Origin of the sequence: Facklamia sp. P12955, assembly GCF_050409565.1 — a bacterium.
Lineage (GTDB): Bacteria > Bacillota > Bacilli > Lactobacillales > Aerococcaceae > Facklamia.
This window is the reverse complement of record NZ_JBNUPF010000003.1, coordinates 19,626-39,406: the sequence shown is the minus strand read 5'-3', so window position 1 is coordinate 39,406 and position 19,781 is coordinate 19,626. Positions and strand designations below refer to the sequence as shown.

At 36.8% G+C, this 19,781-nt stretch carries 22 protein-coding genes; 21 read left to right on the top strand and 1 reads right to left on the bottom strand.

What is annotated here, in order from left to right:
• The first annotated feature begins 40 nt into the window (after positions 1-40).
• Positions 41-913: a UTP--glucose-1-phosphate uridylyltransferase GalU gene (gene galU, locus ACQV2G_RS01260; RefSeq protein ID WP_428875895.1), complete on the top strand. Its 873-nt coding sequence runs from the start codon at positions 41-43 to the stop codon at positions 911-913.
• Positions 914-977: 64 nt separating this feature from the next.
• Here the strand turns inward: galU and ACQV2G_RS01255 are convergent, their stop codons facing one another.
• Positions 978-1,901: a LysR family transcriptional regulator gene (locus ACQV2G_RS01255; protein WP_428875863.1), complete on the bottom strand. Its 924-nt coding sequence runs from the start codon at positions 1,899-1,901 to the stop codon at positions 978-980.
• Positions 1,902-2,092: 191 nt separating this feature from the next.
• Between ACQV2G_RS01255 and ACQV2G_RS01250 the strand changes: the two genes are divergently transcribed.
• From ACQV2G_RS01250 to ACQV2G_RS01155, 20 genes are all read left to right on the top strand, one after another.
• A complete protein-coding gene (locus ACQV2G_RS01250) occupies positions 2,093-2,794 on the top strand; it encodes a DUF5058 family protein (protein WP_428875861.1) in 702 nt (233 codons plus the stop codon).
• A 20-nt stretch (positions 2,795-2,814) separates the two neighbouring features.
• Complete coding sequence (locus ACQV2G_RS01245; protein WP_428873660.1) at positions 2,815-3,480, top strand: hypothetical protein; 666 nt, start codon at positions 2,815-2,817, stop codon at positions 3,478-3,480.
• A gap of 13 nt (positions 3,481-3,493) precedes the next feature.
• Complete coding sequence (locus ACQV2G_RS01240; protein ID WP_428873661.1) at positions 3,494-4,603, top strand: M20/M25/M40 family metallo-hydrolase; 1,110 nt, start codon at positions 3,494-3,496, stop codon at positions 4,601-4,603.
• A 12-nt stretch (positions 4,604-4,615) separates the two neighbouring features.
• Positions 4,616-5,818, top strand: coding sequence for a M20 metallopeptidase family protein (locus ACQV2G_RS01235; RefSeq protein WP_428875860.1), 1,203 nt, complete (start codon positions 4,616-4,618; stop codon positions 5,816-5,818).
• Between the two features lie 185 nt (positions 5,819-6,003).
• Positions 6,004-7,272 (top strand): serine hydroxymethyltransferase, encoded by a 1,269-nt coding sequence (glyA, locus tag ACQV2G_RS01230; RefSeq protein ID WP_428873663.1) that lies wholly within the window; start codon positions 6,004-6,006, stop codon positions 7,270-7,272.
• Between the two features lie 16 nt (positions 7,273-7,288).
• Complete coding sequence (locus ACQV2G_RS01225; RefSeq protein ID WP_428873664.1) at positions 7,289-8,038, top strand: alpha/beta hydrolase; 750 nt, start codon at positions 7,289-7,291, stop codon at positions 8,036-8,038.
• Between the two features lie 15 nt (positions 8,039-8,053).
• Positions 8,054-9,505 (top strand): alanine/glycine:cation symporter family protein, encoded by a 1,452-nt coding sequence (locus ACQV2G_RS01220; protein ID WP_428875857.1) that lies wholly within the window; start codon positions 8,054-8,056, stop codon positions 9,503-9,505.
• A gap of 41 nt (positions 9,506-9,546) precedes the next feature.
• Positions 9,547-10,947 (top strand): sensor histidine kinase, encoded by a 1,401-nt coding sequence (locus ACQV2G_RS01215; RefSeq protein ID WP_428874752.1) that lies wholly within the window; start codon positions 9,547-9,549, stop codon positions 10,945-10,947.
• Positions 10,947-11,630 (top strand): response regulator transcription factor, encoded by a 684-nt coding sequence (locus ACQV2G_RS01210; protein ID WP_428875856.1) that lies wholly within the window; start codon positions 10,947-10,949, stop codon positions 11,628-11,630. The genes ACQV2G_RS01215 and ACQV2G_RS01210 overlap by 1 nt, the downstream gene beginning before the upstream one ends.
• Positions 11,631-11,801: 171 nt before the next feature.
• Positions 11,802-12,743: an excalibur calcium-binding domain-containing protein gene (locus tag ACQV2G_RS01205; RefSeq protein ID WP_428875855.1), complete on the top strand. Its 942-nt coding sequence runs from the start codon at positions 11,802-11,804 to the stop codon at positions 12,741-12,743.
• A 514-nt stretch (positions 12,744-13,257) separates the two neighbouring features.
• On the top strand, positions 13,258-13,440 hold the full coding sequence (locus ACQV2G_RS01200; protein WP_428875854.1) for a hypothetical protein: 183 nt from the start codon (positions 13,258-13,260) through the stop codon (positions 13,438-13,440).
• 87 nt (positions 13,441-13,527) lie between these two features.
• The gene (locus tag ACQV2G_RS01195; protein ID WP_428875853.1) at positions 13,528-14,085 is read left to right on the top strand and encodes a sigma-70 family RNA polymerase sigma factor; all 558 of its coding nucleotides are present in this window, start codon (positions 13,528-13,530) and stop codon (positions 14,083-14,085) included.
• 66 nt (positions 14,086-14,151) lie between these two features.
• Entirely contained in the window at positions 14,152-14,355 is a 204-nt protein-coding gene (locus tag ACQV2G_RS01190) for a hypothetical protein (protein ID WP_428873671.1), read from the top strand.
• A 21-nt stretch (positions 14,356-14,376) separates the two neighbouring features.
• Positions 14,377-14,616 (top strand): DUF2922 domain-containing protein, encoded by a 240-nt coding sequence (locus ACQV2G_RS01185; protein WP_428875851.1) that lies wholly within the window; start codon positions 14,377-14,379, stop codon positions 14,614-14,616.
• A 64-nt stretch (positions 14,617-14,680) separates the two neighbouring features.
• On the top strand, positions 14,681-14,905 hold the full coding sequence (locus ACQV2G_RS01180; RefSeq protein WP_428873673.1) for a hypothetical protein: 225 nt from the start codon (positions 14,681-14,683) through the stop codon (positions 14,903-14,905).
• Between the two features lie 22 nt (positions 14,906-14,927).
• Entirely contained in the window at positions 14,928-15,158 is a 231-nt protein-coding gene (locus ACQV2G_RS01175) for a phage holin (RefSeq protein WP_428873674.1), read from the top strand.
• Positions 15,155-16,216: a glucosaminidase domain-containing protein gene (locus ACQV2G_RS01170; protein WP_428875850.1), complete on the top strand. Its 1,062-nt coding sequence runs from the start codon at positions 15,155-15,157 to the stop codon at positions 16,214-16,216. Before ACQV2G_RS01175 ends, ACQV2G_RS01170 begins: the two co-directional genes overlap by 4 nt.
• A 102-nt stretch (positions 16,217-16,318) precedes the next feature.
• A complete protein-coding gene (locus ACQV2G_RS01165) occupies positions 16,319-16,945 on the top strand; it encodes a DUF4230 domain-containing protein (protein ID WP_428875849.1) in 627 nt (208 codons plus the stop codon).
• 108 nt (positions 16,946-17,053) lie between these two features.
• Positions 17,054-18,526, top strand: coding sequence for an FAD/NAD(P)-binding protein (locus ACQV2G_RS01160; RefSeq protein WP_428875848.1), 1,473 nt, complete (start codon positions 17,054-17,056; stop codon positions 18,524-18,526).
• 61 nt (positions 18,527-18,587) lie between these two features.
• The gene (locus ACQV2G_RS01155) at positions 18,588-19,751 is read left to right on the top strand and encodes a nucleotide sugar dehydrogenase (RefSeq protein ID WP_428875847.1); all 1,164 of its coding nucleotides are present in this window, start codon (positions 18,588-18,590) and stop codon (positions 19,749-19,751) included.
• Positions 19,752-19,781 lie beyond the last annotated feature (30 nt).

Sequence of the window (19,781 nt, the reverse complement as noted above, 5' to 3'; positions counted from 1 at the left end):
ATAGATTTATAAAAGATGAGAAAGGATGTACATTTTGAAGATTACTGTACGCAAAGCAATCATCCCTGCCGCCGGTTATGGAACACGTTTTCTACCAGCTACTAAAGCCATGCCGAAAGAGATGTTACCGATTATTGATAAACCAACCATTCAGTATATCGTAGAGGAAGCAGTGGCAGCAGGTATTGAGGATATTATTATCATTACAGGGAAGTCTAAGCGAGCCATTGAAGACCATTTTGACAAGAATACCGAGTTAGAATTAGACCTGATGAACAAGGGGAAGATTGCTATGTTAGAGTCGGTTCAAAAGGCTTCCAACCTAGCGAACGTCTACTTTATCCGCCAAAAAGAAATGAAGGGTTTGGGCGATGCCATTTATACCGCCAGAAGCTTTATTGGTGACGAGCCCTTTGCCGTTCTTCTGGGTGATGATATTGTGGTATCAGAAGAGGGTGATCAACCAGCCATCCAACAATTAATGGACGAATACGATTTGACCGGCTCCTCCGTTATCGGTGTCCAGACGGTCCCTCAAGACCAAACCCATCGCTATGGTATTATTGATCCCTTGGAACAAGATGGGCGCTTATACAAGGTCAAAACCTTTGTTGAAAAGCCTAAGCAAGGAACAGCCCCTTCCAATCAAGCCATTATGGGAAGATACGTTTTAACGCCTAAGATCTTTGATTTTCTAGCCAAGAAACAAGTCGGCGCCGGTGGAGAGATCCAACTGACTGATGCCATTCAAATGTTAAACCAAGTCGAACCGGTCTATGCCTATGACTTCAAAGGCATTCGTTATGACGTCGGGGAGAAAATCGGCTTTATTAAGACCACCATTGACTTCGCCCTCCACCGCGAATTCGCTGAGGAAATCCGTCAGTATATGAAGGAGAAGTTGGACGAATAAGATGAAAAGATTAAACACCTAGAGTTGAAGTTAGCTCTAGGGATTTTTATTTTCGCCCTACTTATTAATTAAATAATTGGATCGTTTCATCGATTTTCTCTTCGACTAGTTTAAGGATGACTGATTTTTCAAGCTTCGCCTTATAAATAATATAATCTAAACATTCCGAATGACTCGGTAAGACTTGTTTTTCAATTAAGTTGTATTTATCCAGAATGGTTGGATAGGTAGCTGTGGTCCAAGTGTAACTGCCTTTAATGGTGGCGATAAAGTCAAGCAGTGAACCTCTCTCATAAACTTGGATTAATTTCTTTGAGGAATTAATTTTTTTCTGCCATAAATAGGCCTCAGTATAATCATCCCATTCAAAATCACCGTGGATAATTTCTGTAAAGGGTTCTAAGTCTTTAAGCGCTAAATGTTCTTTTTTAGCCAGTGGGTGCTGCTGGGAAATCAGAACGACTCGAGGAAAGGAGGAAAGCTGCTTCCACTCAATATAACGCGCTTTTAATTGATTTTCAAAATGCTCCTTGTTCTCCGTATAAAAACGAATAATACCAATATCTGCATTGCCACTATTAACATCCTCGATGACTTGTAAGTTGGTTGTTTCAGAAAATTTGATCGATAAGTTATGATGTTCCTCTTGCAGGCGGTTGATCATTTTGGCGATTGCAAAAGCAATATAAGAAGACCTCCTGGCAGAAATAGAAAGCGAAGAGAAGTAATTAGTCGGTGTTAGATATTTGGTTTCAATTGACTGATAAAGGGCATCGAGTTTTTCCAAATCATTAAGAACTTGCTGGCCATCATTCGTTAGTTGAACCCCTTTGTGAGTACGATCGAAAATAGTAAAACCAATCGATTCTTCAAACCTTTTTAATATTGAACTCAAATAGGGTTGTGAAACGAAAAGATTTTGAGAAGCTTTGCTGATTGAACCCGTCTTCGCGATTTCCAAAATGTATTGAATATGATGAATGTCCATGGTCTAGGCTCCTAATAGTTTGATTATAAGTAAATGAGGATAGGTGGTATTGTTATCATCTATTTTTAATTGCTAGAGGATGATGGTAAAATTTAATTAAAGATGTAAGCGCTATCTTTAAAAGAGAACGGTTCTCAATAAGTTTATCATAGTTGAAGTCTTTTTTTAAAATTTAATAGGGAGGAATCTGTATGTCAGACCATCTAAAATTTGCCAACCATCCTTTGATGTATCTGGTTAGTGGAATTGGTATTGCTTTAGTGTTGATTCAAGGGACCTACATCCTAAAGAAAGCGATGAAGGCAACCAAAGAATTAAATATGGATCAACAGCGCGTTAAAAAAGGCCTAAGAGTCGCAGCCATGGCCAGTATTGGACCGGCTTTAGGGATTGTAGGGAGTATTTTATCCTTGATTGTCTCATTAGGTGCGCCAGTTTCAGCCTTGCGGATGTCAATTATTGGAGGTACCAACTATGAAACCATGGCCGCCACCTTTGGTGCGCAAGCAGCAGGCGGAGAACTCTCTCCAATGATGGATCCAACGGTGTATGCCAATGCCTTATGGACGCCGGCTTTAGGGGTTATCCCTTGGCTAATTGTGACCTTCTTCTTTGGCCATAGCATGAACATGATCAATGATTTTATGACCGGTGGTAAAAAAGCCTTACTACCAGCAGTCAGTGTCGGTGCCATGTTAGGGTCTTTTGCCTACTTTGTCATGAATAATGTCGTGAAAATTAATGTCAATCCATCCTACGCCGTCGCTTCTTTATCGGCTTTAGTGATTATGATTATCTGCCAAAAATTAAGCGACCAATACGAATGGTTAAAGTCTTGGTCACTAACGATTTCCATGTTTGCCGGTGCTTTATGTGGCATGTTCTTTGTTTAGATCTATAAGGAGGAAAAAGAATGGGAGCCTATGAAAAATTCACCAAAAGTATAACTAATTTTGGCCGCTTAACCATGGTCTTGGGAGTGATTGCCGTATTACTACCCCCTCTAACCATGACCTTTGTCTTTGGTTATAATCCAGGTTTTGCCGCCATCATCGCCGGAGCTATTTCACAAATGTCTGTTTCTGGAGCTTTCTATCTGAGTGAACCTTTAACTTACTTCCCAATTGTTGGTACATCAGGCTTATATTTAACCATGTTATCAGGTAATGGGGTCAATATGAAGATTCCTGCTGCAGCCATTTCATCGGAAGCCTCAGGCTACAAGCAAGGGACAGATGAAGGGGCTTTGATGGGGACAATCGGTTTAGCTGTATCCATCTATGTGGCTGTTTTCTTTGTGATTTTTGCGACCATTTTAGGACAAACGGTGATTACTACCTTACCTGCCGACTTAGCGAAGTATTTTGAGCTAATCATTCCAGGCATTTATGGGGCAATCTTTGGCCAATTTATGGTCAAGTCATACAAGACCGGTCTTTTTGCACTGTTGATTTCAACCGTTATGATCTACATTGTTCAGTTCATTCCAGGAAATCCATCTTTTGTTATTACTTTAACATCTATCTTTACTACTATTTTATTTGCGCGTAAACAATTGGAAAAAGGTCTATTAAACTAATAGGAGGTATACTATGATTGCTGAACGTAATTTAGAAATTTTTGAAGAAATGTTGATGATTCATTCGCCCTCTAAAGAGGAAAAAGAAATGGCAGATTATGTCATTAAATTTCTTGAAAATCTTGGAGCCGAGATTCATCTTGACGAAAGCCAGCATACCTACGGTGGCAATTCGCCAGTTATCTTTGCGAAAATTAAAGGAGACATAGAAGGCGAGGGCGTGTCACTAAATGCTCATACTGATGTGATTCAGCCCAATAAAAACTTAAAAATCGTTAAAAAAGACAATATTTGGTCCTCAGATGGGACGACGACCTTAGGTGGGGACGATAAGGCCGGTCTGGCCGCTATTTTAACCGCTGTGGAATACATTGTTAAGCATCAGATTAGTCACCAAGATATTTATGTAATCGTCACTCCCGGTGAAGAGCAGGGGATGTTAGGTGCGCGGAATATTAATTGGGAAAGTGTCTACCAGCATATCAATCCTGCTAAAAACTTAATTGTAGCTGACAATGCCGGCAAGGCCAATAAGGTCGCCTACCAAGCACCGACTTGTTACCGCTTTGAGATCACCATTGGAGGACGTAAGGCCCATGCGGGGATCGAACCAGAAAAGGGCATTAATGCCATCCAAGTAGCGAGCAAAGTCATTAGCCAAATGCCGCTCTTAAGGATTGATGACGAAACAACCGCCAATGTGTCGCAAATTACTTCTGATTTCCCTAATAATGTGGTGCCAGATTCTTGTATCTTTACCGGTGAAATCCGCTCGCATCAAGAAGAAAAGGTCGACCAATTATTACAAGCCTACGAAGGCATTATCCAGCAGTATACAAACGACTATACCATCGAAACGCGTCGTGACTACCCAGCCCTTGCCAGTCAAGATGACCTCAAATTCGTCAAAGAAATTGTCGCAGCCTACGAAACAGTCGGTGTCAAAGCAGAGCCTCAAATTATCGGTGGAGGATCGGATGCCAACTTTTTTGCCGAAGAAGGTTTTAACTCAGCCATTGTCGGTGTGGGGATGGAGCTGGTTCATACGACGGAAGAATACCTAGATACGGATGAAATGATCCTAACGACTAAAGCGTTGATCAATTATTTAAGTAAAGATTAAGTAGGTGGTTTAATGCCAAGCAAAGAACTATTTGAAAGAAATGATCAATACGAAAAAAAAATCATTCAATGGAGACGTGATTTACATCAGATTCCTGAGTTAGGCTTAGATTTGCCGAAGACAGTGGATTATGTTCGCAGTCAACTCATAGGAATGGGTCTTTCGGTTGAAGACCATTATGTCAACGGAAATGGCTTGGCTGTCGTCATAGAAGGAAGCAAAGAAGGGAGTCCAAATGATCGAGTAATGGGACTTCGAGCCGATATGGATGGTTTACCCATCCAAGAGGAAACGGGCTTGTCTTTTGCTTCGAGAAACGGTAATATGCATGCTTGTGGCCATGATGGACATACGGCTACGCTTCTAGCCGTCGCTGACTTTTTATCCCATCACCGTCATTTATTTGGAGGTAAGGTTAAACTAATCTTCCAACCCGGTGAAGAATACCCCGGAGGGGCAGAGCCAATGATTCAAGAAGGTGTCCTTAAAAATCCGGATGTAACACGGGTATTAGGTTTTCATATCGGTCATTTAGATAAAGCAATTGCTCCGGGTCATATTTCTTATCGTGTTGGTCCTATGATGGCCTCGATGGATCGTTTTCAGATTATAATCAAAGGCTTTGGCTTTCATGCCGGTTATCCAGAATCTTCCAAAGATCCGATTACAGTGGCTGCCGAATTGATAATGGCCTTTCAAACCATTAAGAGTCGGAATATTAAAGCCAGTGATCCAGTAGTCGTTTCTGTGACCCATATTGAAGGGGGCTTTAATCAAAATATTATCCCTGATCAAGTCTTCATTGAAGGCACCGTAAGGACTTTAAATGATGATTTGAGAGCATTTGTTCATCAGCGAATGGATAAGATTACCAAAGGTTTGGAAGTCGCTTATGATGTAAAAATTGACCTGTCTTATGAGTATAAATACCCCGTCTTAGTAAACGATCAAGCCTCTACTTTAGATACTGTTAAAGCTTTACAAGCAGGACTAGGCGATGATTACCTTATTCCATCAGCAGAGGCCTTAATGGGGGCTGAGGACTTTGCCTATTATGGTAAAGAGCTTCCAGCAACTTTCTTATTTTTAGCCAACCCAAGAGAGATTGAAGGCCAGTTCCATGGTCACCATTCTTCTAAATTCGATATCGATGAAAGCAAGCTCATCTTAGCCTTTAAGGCCTTTATTTTAGCAACCCTTGATTATTTACAATAGAATGATTAAAATCGGTGATTTTTCACCGGTTTTTTGTATTAACAATTTTTTATTATTATAATTTTAATATATAAATGATAATTTTTAGCATAAAATAGATAATTTAGTTGATTGAATTTTGAAATAATTTTTCTTAAAATAAACATAATTAGTAAGCGCTTACGAAGAAATAAGGAGGGTTTTATATGTTAAATAAGACGAAAGTATCAGATCCTAAACTTTATGAAATCGTTATTGATGAGTTAAAAAGACAAGAGAAAAATATTGAAATGATCGCGTCAGAAAGCACTGTTCCTATTGAGATAATGGAATTATCGGGTTCTATATTCACCAATAAGACACTTGAAGGTTATCCTGGTAAACGTTATCAACAAGGAGCGCAATGTGCCGATGTACTAGAAATAGAAGCCATTGAACGTGCAAAAGAACTCTTTAAATGTGAACATGTGAATATTCAACCTTATTCTGGAACAACTGCTAACTATTCTGTTTATGCGGCTGTTCTTGAACCAGGAGATACGGTTTTATCAATGAAGCTAGATCAAGGCGGTCACTTATCTCATGGATCAAAAGCTAATTTTATGAATAAATTTTATAATTTTGTTCACTATCCTCTTAATAATGAAAATGAGCAAGTAGATTATTCCGAACTTGAAAGGTTAGCCGTTCGGCATCAGCCAAAGTTAATTATCGCTGGTGGATCGGCTTATCCCCGTTTATTAGATTATGAAAAATTTAGAGCTATTGCTGATAAAGTAAATGCTTATTTGATGGTTGATGCTGCACATATTATTGGTTTAATTGCAGCTAAGGTGATTCCTTCACCTGTACCATATGCTGATTTTATTACCGCTTCAACCACTAAAACCTTTTCAGGACCGCGATCTGGAATCATATTATGCAAAAAAGAACATGCTAAAAAAATTGATCATGGTGTATTTCCTGCTGCTTTGGGATCAATGCATTTAACAACCATGGCAGCAAAATGTTGGTTGTTCAAGCATTGTCAAAGTCAAGAGTATCAAACCCTTATGCAACAAGTTGTGAAGAACTCTAAAACTTTGGCTAAAGCTTTGGAGAATAAAGGTTTCCGTCTTGTTGCAAATGGTTCAGATACGCATCTGCTCTTAGTTGATTTACGACAAAAAAATATTACTGGAAAGCAAATGGATGAAGCTTTAAATAAGATTGGAATTACTGTAAATAAAAATCAAATTCCTTCAGATCCTTTAGGTCCAAATGAAACAAGCGGAATTCGAATAGGAACAATGGCAACAACTCAGCGTGGTATGAAAGAAGATGAGATGTTATTCATAGCTGAACTTATGAATAAAACGGCTGAATGTTTAATAAATGAAAAATCTTTTGAATCATTAAAAAAACAAGTAAGAGAATTAGTCAATCAATTCCCTTTATATTCTAAAGAAGAGATTGAATACATAGTCGGGAAATAATTGAAAGGAGTCGCATATGTTAGAAGCAAAGGTAATTAAAAGCAGAGGACTAGAACTTGTGTCAATCATTCACTTTCCAGAAGTATCGATTGATAATAAAACATTAATCTTTTTTTGTCACGGTTTTGTGGGGCACAAGATTACACCTCACCGGATGTTACCTAAATTAACACAGCAATTAACTCAGTTGGGGTATACTGTTTGTCGAACGGATTGCATTGGATCCGGAGACAGTGAGGGAAATGAAGACTATATGATAATCGAAGATCAAATTAAGGATTATCTCAAAGTATTTGAAATTTTAGAAGAGTCATATAGCTGGGAAAAAATCATTCTCTTAGGTTACAGTATGGGCGGGACAACTGCTACCCTACTCAGTAATGAGATTGATCCAGATGGTCTAGTACTTTGGTCACCAGTATCTGATCCGCTGTGGAATTTTCAACATCTATTAGGTTCAGAACGTTTTCAAGCCGGAATGCAAGGTAATTATATATCTATTGAAGGAGATGAAGTCAGTCCGAAATTCTTTGAAAATATCGATCAGATACATCCTTTAGAAATAGTTAAAAAATTAAATATTCCTATTCGTGTCATCCATGGTTCGCACGATCAAGATGTTTTACCTATTAATGGATGGTTGTATTATCATTTTGCCAAAGATGGAAAAATTCATATCGTAGAAAATGCGGGACATACATACGATGATATCATTCTTCAAGAAGATCTTTTCGCTAAAACAATTGAATACCTCAATGAAATTTAAAAGGAGTTGAGAATAATGTCTGGAATATTAAATGATATTGCTGGTAAGATATGGGGCTTACCAATAATTTTCATGATTTTATTAGCTAGTTTATATTTTTCAATCGTTATGAAGTTTCCACAATTTACTCAATTTAAGGAAATGTTGCGATTACTAAAAGAGCGTGGAGAGTCGGAACAAGGTCTTTCTCCCATTCAATCTTTTATTTTTACTGCTGCTCGTACAGTGGGCGTTGGTAATATTGCTGGAATGGCGGCTGGTATCTACTTTGGTGGTCCCGGAGCTATTTTCTGGTTATGGGTATTAGCAATTTTTGGATCTAGTATTGCTATTATTGAAGGAACATTAGCTCAAACTTATAAAAAAGTCATTAATAATGAGTATAAAAGTGGTCCTGCCAATTATATGGCTGAAGGGTTTTCAAACCGAAAAGTAGGTCGCGTTTTTGCTATTCTCTATTCAATCATAACTACTGTCTCATTAACTGTGTTGATGTCAGGCGTACAATCTTATTATATTGTTCAAGGTTTACATTCGGCCATGAACTTACCAGTTATACTATTATCCACTATTTTTACATTAATTTTAGGCATTGTGATTTTTGGAGGCTTAAAACGTATCGGAAGAACAAGTCAAAAAATTTCTCCAGTAGCTGGTTTGTTATATGTGATCATGTCAATTATTGTCATACTAATGAATATTGATAAATTGGGTGAAACGTTAAGTCTAATCTTTAGTTCAGCATTTGGTCAAGATGCAGTCTTTGGAGCGATGTTAGGTAGTGCTCTTCAATGGGGAATTAGAAGGGGTGTTCATGCGAATGAAATTGGTATCGGTACTTCCGCAATCACTTCTGCGACTTCACAAGTTTCTCATCCCGCTCAACAAGGACTTTTAGGTGGTATGAGTGTATATATTGGAACGCTTTTTGTCTGTACAACAACTACTTTTATGATTCTTATGACAGGAAGTTATAATGTTATTAATGACCAGAAAGAAATAGTTTTTGAAGGGGTCAAAGGGTTAGAATATGGTAATCCTTTTGTAGCTAATGCTATTCAATCAGTTGTTCCTATTCCAAATTTTGGTAATATATTTATAGCTTTAGCTATTTTAGTTTTTGCATTTGTTGCTTTAACGGCTTTCTATCTTTATGCAGAGAGTAGTTTATCTTATATTATAGGTGATAATAAGACAGGTTATACTATCTTAAAAGTTGTTTTTTTAGGAGCAGTTTTTGGCGGAACTTTAGTAGTATCTGATACAATATGGGCATTAGCTGATATTGGAAATGGTTTAATGGCTTGGACCAATATTATTGCTCTAATATTTATCGGTCACAAAGGTGTTAAAATCCTTAATGACTATACAGATCAATTGAATAGAGGTATTCAAAATCCAACATTTGATCCTCGATCAGTTGGTATTCATTCAGGTGCAGAACTCTGGCAAAATGCCAAGAATTAAAAGTTAGTTAATCATAATAGAAGTTGAGGGTAGGTGATTTATTGGAAATTGAAGAATTTTATTGGGGGAAAGTACAATGGCTGGATGGATTACACCATAATATCAATATTGGTATTTCTTCAATCAACCCACATACATATCAAAAACCACATATCCATTATGAAAACGAACAATTTATCTATGTTATAAGTGGAGAAGGCGCTTATCAAGTAAATGACCAAACTTTTCAATTAAAAGCTGGTGATTATCTATTATTTCCATATAATTCAATTCATTCGACAACTAATAATATGGATGAACCTTTAGTTGATTTGGTGGTTTCGATTCCTCGTTTATCGAATAATAACTATATTAATCATACAAAAGAACAATCCACATCTATTTCGAAAGATTTATTAGGTGAGGCTATTGAAAGTATTATTATTGAAATGAAGGATCAAGTTATATTAGATTATTGTATTATCAATGGTGTTAAGGATATCAAATATTGTAGTAATAAACCCATCAAATACGACGATTTAACTTCTATTTTTCAATTAATAGACAGTATAAATTTATCGCCAGGTCAATCAACAACTTTTAAGCAGTATTTTCTTTTTCCGATTTTTTTTCATGATGAAGTGCTGGGGATCATAATTTTTAATTCAGAAAGTTTATTGATAGATGAAATGCCAACCTCAACAAAAAAGAGTATCTTTAATTTTTTTAACAGTTTAATAGATAGTATTGAAAGCTACGCAATCCATCATTCTGTAAAAAAGAAATTAAATGATAGTATACATCAGTTAGAAAATAAGAGAAATATTATTAAAACAATGGCTCAACAATTAAATTTTGAAAAAGAAAAAAGTTCTTCTTTAAAAATTAATAACCATTTTATGTTCAACACCTTAAATTACATGGCTAACTTAGCGATCAAAGAAGACAATGTCCGTTTGTATGATTTGATTGTTCTCTTTGCTGATATGGTACGATACACATCAGATAATTCCGGTATGTTAATTTCAATTCGTCAAGAACTTGAGTATTTAAACGCTTATATTCAGCTTCAAAAATCAAGATATCCTAATTTTGAATTTAATATTGAAGTTGATGATACTGTTTTACAAAATGGAATTCCAATAAACTGCTTACAACCTATTGTAGAGAATGCTTTTTCACACGGTTTTATAAATTATGATGGACGAAAAATTATTAATTTGGTTATACATTTAATAAATAAAGAAAAAATTGAATTAATCGTGCAAAATAATGGAAATACACTAGATATGAACGGCGTAAGAAATATTAATTCTAATTTAGCGATAGGTACTGATAATGGATTATCTTTGGTATATCAGAAATTCTATAATAATTTTCAAAAAAATTTTACTATGTCGTTACAATCCAATCCAGAATTTACTCAAATGACTATTCGCTTTCCGAAAGAAGTGGTAATGTAATGCTTTCTGTAGCAATAATTGATGATGAAGAATCTGTATATCATATTATTAGTAAAATTATCGAGATGGAAAAATTACCTATGAGTGTGGATGCATATATATGCGATGGTAGACATGCATTGAAATTGTTAGAAGATGCAAATTTTGATCTCATTTTCGTTGATATTCGTATGCCCTATCATTCAGGTTTAGAAGTTATGGAGACTTATCCTGAATTCCAATACATTGTAATCACTGCTTATAATGAATTCGAATATGCTCAAGAAGCTTTGCGATTAAATGCTAAAGACATTTTATTAAAACCGATTGATCGGAAAAAATTTGTTGCAGCTGTAAATCGGGTATTTAATATGAATCTTTATGGAAATGAAATTGTCGACGATTTAATACTATATTTGAATAAAAACTATTATCAGGTTGATTTAAATTTAACTGATTTAGCCAATCGTTATTTTATGAAAGCTAGCAATCTCTGTCGCTTATTTAAAAATCATACAAATCAAACTATAATGAACTATCTTACATCTCAACGAATTAATAGGGCAAAGGATCTATTGCAAGAATCTAATATGTCAATTAGCGAAATATCTCATTCGGTTGGTTTTCAGTCAGAAACTGTATTTTATCGTAAGTTTAAAGAACTCAATCACATAACTCCTTCAACATATCGTAAATCACTTTAGATAAGCCTTCTTATAAAATTTTGTTTTATAGGAAGGCTTTCATCTATAGTTTTATTTAAATTTCTGTCTTAAAGTATTTTATCGTAATTCTTCGCTTTTGATATAGAAAACAGCTCTTTTTTTATGTTATAATTATTAACATTAACTATCAATTATAAGGGAGAGCATACAATGAAAAAATGGTTACTAGCAGCCACTGTCGGCTTATTGACTTCAGGCCTTTTCTTTAATACGTGGGTAAGTGCAGAAGTCAATGAGGAAGAGTTAGGCTATGTGGTCTTTGCTGAAAGAGAAGACCAATCAAACTTTGAAGAAGTGGACAAATATAAGGTTCTTTCGGCCAATACCATGAAAGCCAGCTTAAAGAGTGATAAGGATAAGGTTATGACGTTTAACTTACTGCATATCCTCTCACCAGAAGAAGAAAAAGATGAAGCTTATGCCCAAGAAGCTAAAGAGCGCTTAGAAGAATTGATGAAAGATGCTGACAAGGTCGAATTAGAATTATTTGAAGTTGAAAAAGAAGACTTCCAAGATGAATCGGTTAAAAAAGAAGATTATGTGGCGAACTTATGGTTAGATGGCATATTAGTGCAAGAAATTCTCTTAACGGAAGGCTACTCAGTGATCCAACTCGACAAAACAAAAGAAGCAGAAATGGCTAATGAATACTTAGATGTTCTTGTTCAATCCCAAGACTATGCTGCCAAAAATCGTTATTATGTTTGGGAGGATAACTCCAATCAGTTTCTAGCCAATGCCGAATTCCCTGAAGTGATTAAAAATACACAAACGGGTCAAGTCGTTGTTTCTCAAGCCGATAATACTCAAAAAGCAAATGCTTTATTTGAATTACCGAGCAAAAATAACCCATCCCATCCAACGCAAGAATCTAATAATTCATACATTAATCAAACAGAAGAAGTTTCAGCGCCAGTAGTGTCAAAAGAACCTGTTGACACTAATACAGAGCCAGAACCAGCCCCAGAGCAAAATGTTTATTATGCGAACTGTACCATTGCCCGTCAAGCAGGAGCCGCTCCCGTCTATCGTGGACAACCTGGATATGGTCCACACTTAGATCGAGATAATGATGGTATTGGTTGCGAGTAAAGCTGAACGCTAAATCTTGACTCTTGCCCCTCAGAGCTGATAGCGATCCGAGCTATTGGCTCTTTTATTTTCTAGTCAGCAACTTTTTATAATTTTTTAAAATTTTGTCAACTTTCAACCGATTGTCAAAGCTACTATCTTTTCTTCACAATTCTGCTTATATCATCTTAAATATATGTTTTTATTTTAATAAGAGTATGATATCAGCCTAGAGTGAGAAAAAGAGGCCCTATTTTAAATAAAAATTTCAATTATTAAAAATTTTAAACTTAAGAGTATTGCAAAGGCTTTAAAAATATGTATAATTCAAATTGTTGATCAACATTTAACAATAAATCTGAGGAAGGGGGAGCCTGCTACCTATAGCTATAAGAAAAAGAATCGCTTAGTTGTCTTTTAATTTGCTATTTTGTTTTGTTATAAGCCATTTATCATATAAGTTGTGTTTTGCATAAAGTGATGAGAAACTATGAGTCATCACATGGACTCAATTGAATATAGTAGGAGGATTCGGATGCTCGAAATAAGGAATTCGAGGAACAAGAAAGTCTGTGAGCTCGATTTGAAACAGAAAACGGTTGTTATTGTTAGCAAAGGAATTGAAACCAAGATTCAATTTCTTCCATCCGATAGTGTAACCATTCAAGAAGCGCAGGTAACTCAGAAAAATAAAAATAAAAATAAAAATAAGAATTAAGCAGAACCGCTAGACGGGCTAGATTGTAAGGATATTCCTTAGCTTTCGGCCCGTTTTTTTCATGTCAAAATTCAAGGAGGAAGACTAATGAAAAAATCATCTGAAGAATTAACTAATGTCATTATTATGTTTGACCCCCTCATCCATCACTGGCTCCATCATTACCAATTGTCTACCCACCATAACGATTATCAAGACCATCTTCAGGAGATGCGGTTAGAGTTGATAAGGCTTTATCAAAAGTTTGAAGGCGATCCCTTAAATTGTATCGATCATCGCTATCAATTTATCGCTTATGCGGGTAAGGGTTTAAAATGGTTTCTACTCAATCGTTTGCGCCAATCCACTTATCAAGTGACCCCGACAGATCCTGTTATTTTATCAGATCTTATCGAAGAGCTGAGAGAAGAATGCTCAAAAGAATCAATCTTTTTATTGGAACAAACTGTTAAAGACCATCTAAAAGAACGAGAGCGTAAGATTTTCAATTTAATTTTACAAGGAAAATGGCGCAATCGTGAAATCTGCCAGCTCTGCAACATTTCTGAGCGCACCCTCCGCAATGATAAAAAGCGTATTGCAGCTAAGCTCGGTCATCTCTTTAAAGAAAAATCTAAAAACTTGTCTTTTTCTTGCCGTTTTTGATGATCTGATTGTGTGTATAAGGTGTAAGATCGTACGGCTTACATAAATACCTAGGAGGAATGAAAAATGGAAAGTAAAGAATACAAATCAGGGCGTTTAGCGCTTAAAGGTATGAATCCGACAACGGAGAAGACTTTTAATGTCTCTATTCAAGGCTTGATTGAGGGGGTTACTCCCAATCAAGTGCAGTTGGTTAAAGATCAAATCGATCAATTAACCATTAATCCAACCGATACCGCTCAAGCTGTTTATGCTTATAATTTTATTTAATGATGGAAAGGGGAAAGCAAGATGAAAGATAGTATGGTATTAGAATTGATTTTCTTAGATGCGGCGGGTAAAACGCGTAAGATTACGATTAATCAACCAGCTGATTCAGTTACTAAAGAAACTGCCGAAGCTGTGATGCAGGCTCTAGTTGACTGTGATTTATTCAAAGATGATCAGGGCGTAGATATGTATGTGACTCCGGTTGCCGCTCGCTATGTTGAGCGTAACGTTACCGATGTTTATGCCTATGAAGAAGCTTAGTTAAGCATGATTTTAGAGGGGCTGAGTGTTTGCTCAGCTCCTTATTACTAAAAGGAGGTTGTGCATGCATTTGATTGATTTGGGTTCTTATGCTGGAGCGATTATTGCAGTGATTACCTTGATTTCTAAGTTAATTGGCCTGATTACTGCCTTGCATGATCTAATTGAACGCATTGATTGGATGCAGGCCAAACTAGAAGCGTTTAACCAAGAGCTACAAACGATTAAACAAAAGGTCGATCAAAACGATTATTTTATGTGGCCGGCAGAAAGTCGTCAATGGATATAAAAATAATAGAAAGGGTGATAGAATGTTATCTAATCGTTTTTATGATTTAGGCAAATGGCTCGTATTAATTTTTCTACCAGCCTTGGCTGTTTTTGTACAAGGAATGGCCGACTTGTACCACTTGAATCAAGGAGGTCAATGGGTGGGGCTGATTAATTTGTTAACCATCTTTTTAGGATCTATCTTACAAATATCCTCTTATCACTATCATCATAATGATAACTCGCCTAAGGGTTGGGGGGCCTTAATATGATAAAAGATGCTTGGATGAGTCAAAGAATGGCTAGCTTAGCACCACTTTTTCAGAAATATCAAAGTCCGATATCGGTTGCGACCCGGATGGCGCAATTTGTTTTAGAATCCAATGGGGGACGGTCACCGCTATATCTTAAATCCAATAATGGTTTTGGTATTAAAGCATCTGCTCCCTGGCAGGGTAAGGTAGTCGACCATCCTTCACTGGAAGCAAATGGCCAGATGGTGGTTTCACAGTTTCGCGCCTATAAGAGTCTGGAAGAAGGCGTTGAAGACCACGCTATTTTCTTCACTTCAACCAACTACCGTAAGCAGGTTGCCTATAAGGCCGCTATTGCAGCAGCGGATTCCTTTGAAGAAGCCAGGGCTTTAACAGGCATTTATGCCAGTGACCCCCATTATGGTGATAAGTTAATTGAAATTATCAACTGCTATGATCTTACGAGCTATAATCTAGCAGTGAATAGGGTGGAGGAATTAAATAAGCAATTGGATGAGCCTCTTATTATTGATCGTCGGTCAGAAGCTCTAGGTGGACAAGCAAAAGACAGGACTCTTGATGCTATCACAACCATTGTCTGGCACTATACAGGTGTGAAACGGTCTTTAAATCGTCACATTTCAGACCACGAGGTCTTTTGGCATAAGCAACGTGGATGGGATCGTGGAGGCTATCACTTTTATATCGATAGTCAAGGACGAATTTACCAAAATTATGACCTAGAACGCATGACTTGGGGGGTAGCCAATTGTAATCATTTCTGTGTCCATCTATCAGTAGAAGCTAATGCCAAAGAAGACTATTCGCCTCAACAAATCAAAGCTAGAGACTGGCTCACGCGTAAACTCATGAAAAATTTAAACATACCCGCTTCTGCTGTTAAAGGACATTGGGAAGTTAATAACAATACCCTTTGCCCCGGTTATAATCGAGCAGAAATGGAGCAATTTCGTCGGCAATTAGCGCTGCCGCTTAGTTGTTTAGTCGATCCAAGTAAGAAAGCAATATTCAACTTGGGGGATTATCGTTATCAAATTGTCCAGCTAACGGATTAATGGAATTAGTCTCATTTTTTCCTCTCTCCACCTTAAGACGGATACTATCTGAATGGATTATGCTATGATAGTAAATAGGCAAACTTTAAAAGAGGTGAATAGATGAAACAAGCGCTTAAAACATTCTTGAATTATTTCTTTCTACTAGTAGGCATCCTTTTTTTTGTAGCTTGGATAGGTTGGTACGGATTCAATCATTTTGTTCACTCCATACCTAATCAAGTAACGGATCAAGAATTAGTATTAATCAAAAATCGTTTAGAAGATTCACAGGAATTAACCACTATGAAATATCACTACACTAATATGGGAAAATTTGAAAAGCATAAAACGATAAAGTCTTGGGAAATTCCCTTTACTGAATCAGAGTTTATGATGACCTATTCCGGTATCATTCATACAGGGGTAGAGTTAGGAAAGATTGACGTCATTTCTAATGAAGAAAAACTAGTGGTTAAAGTCCCACAAGCGAAAATTTTAGCGCATGAAGTAGAAGATGATTCAATCGAAATCATTGATGAAGAAGGTTCGCTATTTAATCCAATTAAGGTGGATGATGTTGTGAGTCTTCAATCAGACCTAAAAAAAGAAATGGAGAAGCAAGCTTTATCTAAGGGATTATTAAAGGAAGCACAGAATTATTCACAAAGCCAAATTGAAAAATTGCTAACAGATATGCTGAAAACAATTGATCCTGAAATTCAATTAATAATTGAAACGGCAAGCTAGAGAACGAGGCCTTTTAATAAGGCCTTTTTTCATTTGTTTTTCTCCTAGTGTAAAGCGAATTCAAATTCGTTATAATGGAAGTTGAGAAAAAGATAATGGAGGTGCATTATGAAAGTAGCAATTATTGGAGCAGGGGTTGCTGGAGCGGCTGCCGTTAAAACAATCCTTGAAGAAAATCACCAGAATCTGATTAGTCATGTGGATGTTTTTGAAGACCGTAAACAATTGGGAGTAGGCTCCCCTTATGAGCCTGATTCTAACCAATTATTAATGAACTCCTATGTCGGTGATTTAGGCTTTGAATGGCAAGATGCTGACCACTATCTAAGGTGGTTACAAGATCATTATCCCGAATATGCCCGCAGGGATATTTTTTCACCCAGACCTATTTTTGGTGAGTATATCCAAGATTATTTTAGTCCATACTTTGAAGACGAAATCATTCATGTAGTTTATCAGCGTATTCATCAACTGAAAATTAAATCCCCCAAGTCTTATTATCTATATGACGCGCAAGGTAAGCAATATGGACCTTATGATTCTGTCTTAATGACAGTAGGTCATCCACCTTATGCCGATTATTATAATCTTTTGGGACAAGAAGGCTATATTCACCATCCTTATCCAGTTGAACAGCTTCTAAGTGATTTGGACTATCAAAAAGGAATTGGAATCATTGGATCCGGATTAACTGGGATTGATATTATGCGTTATTTACAAGATCACTATCCAATTACCATTGATCATCCGGTGACTTTTTATATTTTAGACCAGCCCTTTTCGACACCGAAGTTTGAACGCTATGCCGAAGACTTGGTTTTTAACTTAAATGCAGATTGGATTGATAAGCAGTTGGCCCAATCTGATGGTCAAACAATCCCTTTAGAAGCTATATTTCATCAATTTGAAGAGGATATGGAAGCCAATGGGGTAGATTGGAAATCTTTAGTCGAAAGATACAGTCAAGGATCCATTGGGGAAGGTTTAATGGCTATCCACCAACAAAACCGTCGATTAAGTATCTTACAATTATATGGTCGCAAGTTGACTGCCTTTCTACCAGCCTTGAATATGGCCTTATCATCCCAAGATCGCATACGCTTCTTTAAAGATTTTATGGGACTTTTCGAACATTTTAGAAGTCAAACACCGGCTGAAAGTATTGCGTTTATTTTACAAGGTTTGAAAGATGGACGTATTCGGATTGTTTCTGGTATGAAAGCTGTGGAAGTGAATGCCCAAGGATTTACCGTTATCACTCAAAAAGGCTTACGCTATCAAAGCGGCTATTTAATCAATGCAACCGGCTTTGATCAAAACTTAGAGACAGCCGCTCAACATGATCCTTTAATTAATCAAATGTATCAAGAAGGAATTATCCAAGCAAATCCATTGGGTGGTATTCTTGTTGATTGGCCGCATACTCAAGTTCTTAGTCAAAGATTTGGCCGATTGGAGCATTTATATCTAACAGGTCATTGGATTTTCTCTACTCAATTTGGTAACAATAATACCAAGCTGACCTATAAGCAAGCAGAAGCTTGTGTGAAACACTTGCTTGAATCTGCACGGGATATTTAGTTTTAACTTAGAGTGAACTTTTGTATAATAGAATTAAAATAACGAAAGATAAGGTGGCGTCATGAAAATAACAGTTGCAGGAATGGGTTATGTCGGGCTTTCAAATGCGATTCTTTTGGCTCAATATAATGAAGTGAAAGCGATGGAAATTGTTAAAGAAAGGGTCGATTTAATCAATCAAAAAATTGCACCTATTGTGGACGCTGAAATGGAAGATTACCTAGCCAATCATTCTTTAAATTTAGAAGCCACCGATGATCCTAGCTATGCTTATAGTGGGGCAGAATTAGTGATTATTGCTACGCCAACTAATTATGATGACGCTAATAATCACTTTGACACTTCAGCTGTCGAAGAGGCGCTCGATAAAGTTAAAGAATATGCCTCTCAGGCAGTAGTTGTGATTAAATCAACCATTCCGGTTGGATATACCCAAGAGATCCGTCAACAATATGGTATGGATATTATCTTCTCACCAGAATTTTTGAGAGAAGGTAAGGCGCTTTACGACAACTTGCATCCTTCTCGTATTATTGTCGGCAATGAATCTGTTCATAGTCAGACAGTAGCTGAATTATTTGCTGAGGCTTGCTTGGATGAAGAAGTGGCTATCTTAACCATGCCTTCAACTGAAGCAGAAGCAGTAAAACTCTTCTCCAATACTTATTTGGCTTTAAGGATTTCATATTTTAATGAATTGGACACCTATGCTGAAGTACGTGGCTTAAACAGTCAGCACATTATCCAAGGAGTAGGGCTTGACCCTAGAATTGGTGATCACTACAATAATCCGTCATTTGGGTATGGTGGCTACTGCCTGCCTAAGGATACCAAGCAATTGCTGGCTAATTATCAAGACGTTCCAAACAACTTAATTCAAGCGATTGTGGATTCGAATGCAACCCGTAAAGAACATATTGCTTCACAAGTTTTAAAACATCAAGCGCAAGTAATCGGCATTTACCGCTTGACCATGAAATCCAATTCGGATAATTTCCGTCAATCTGCTATTCTTGATATTATTAAACAGCTGCGAGCAGAAGGCAAAGAGATAATTATCTATGAACCGACACTTGAAGAAAAGCAATTTGATGGCGAAGAAGTTGTAGCTGATTTTGAAGTCTTTTGTCAAAAGGCTGATATTATTCTTGCTAATCGCCTTGCAGATCAATTAGCAGCTGTAAAAGAAAAAGTCTATAGTCGCGACGTTTTTGGCAATAATTAAGATAAATATAAAACCTTCCGTTAATTTGAA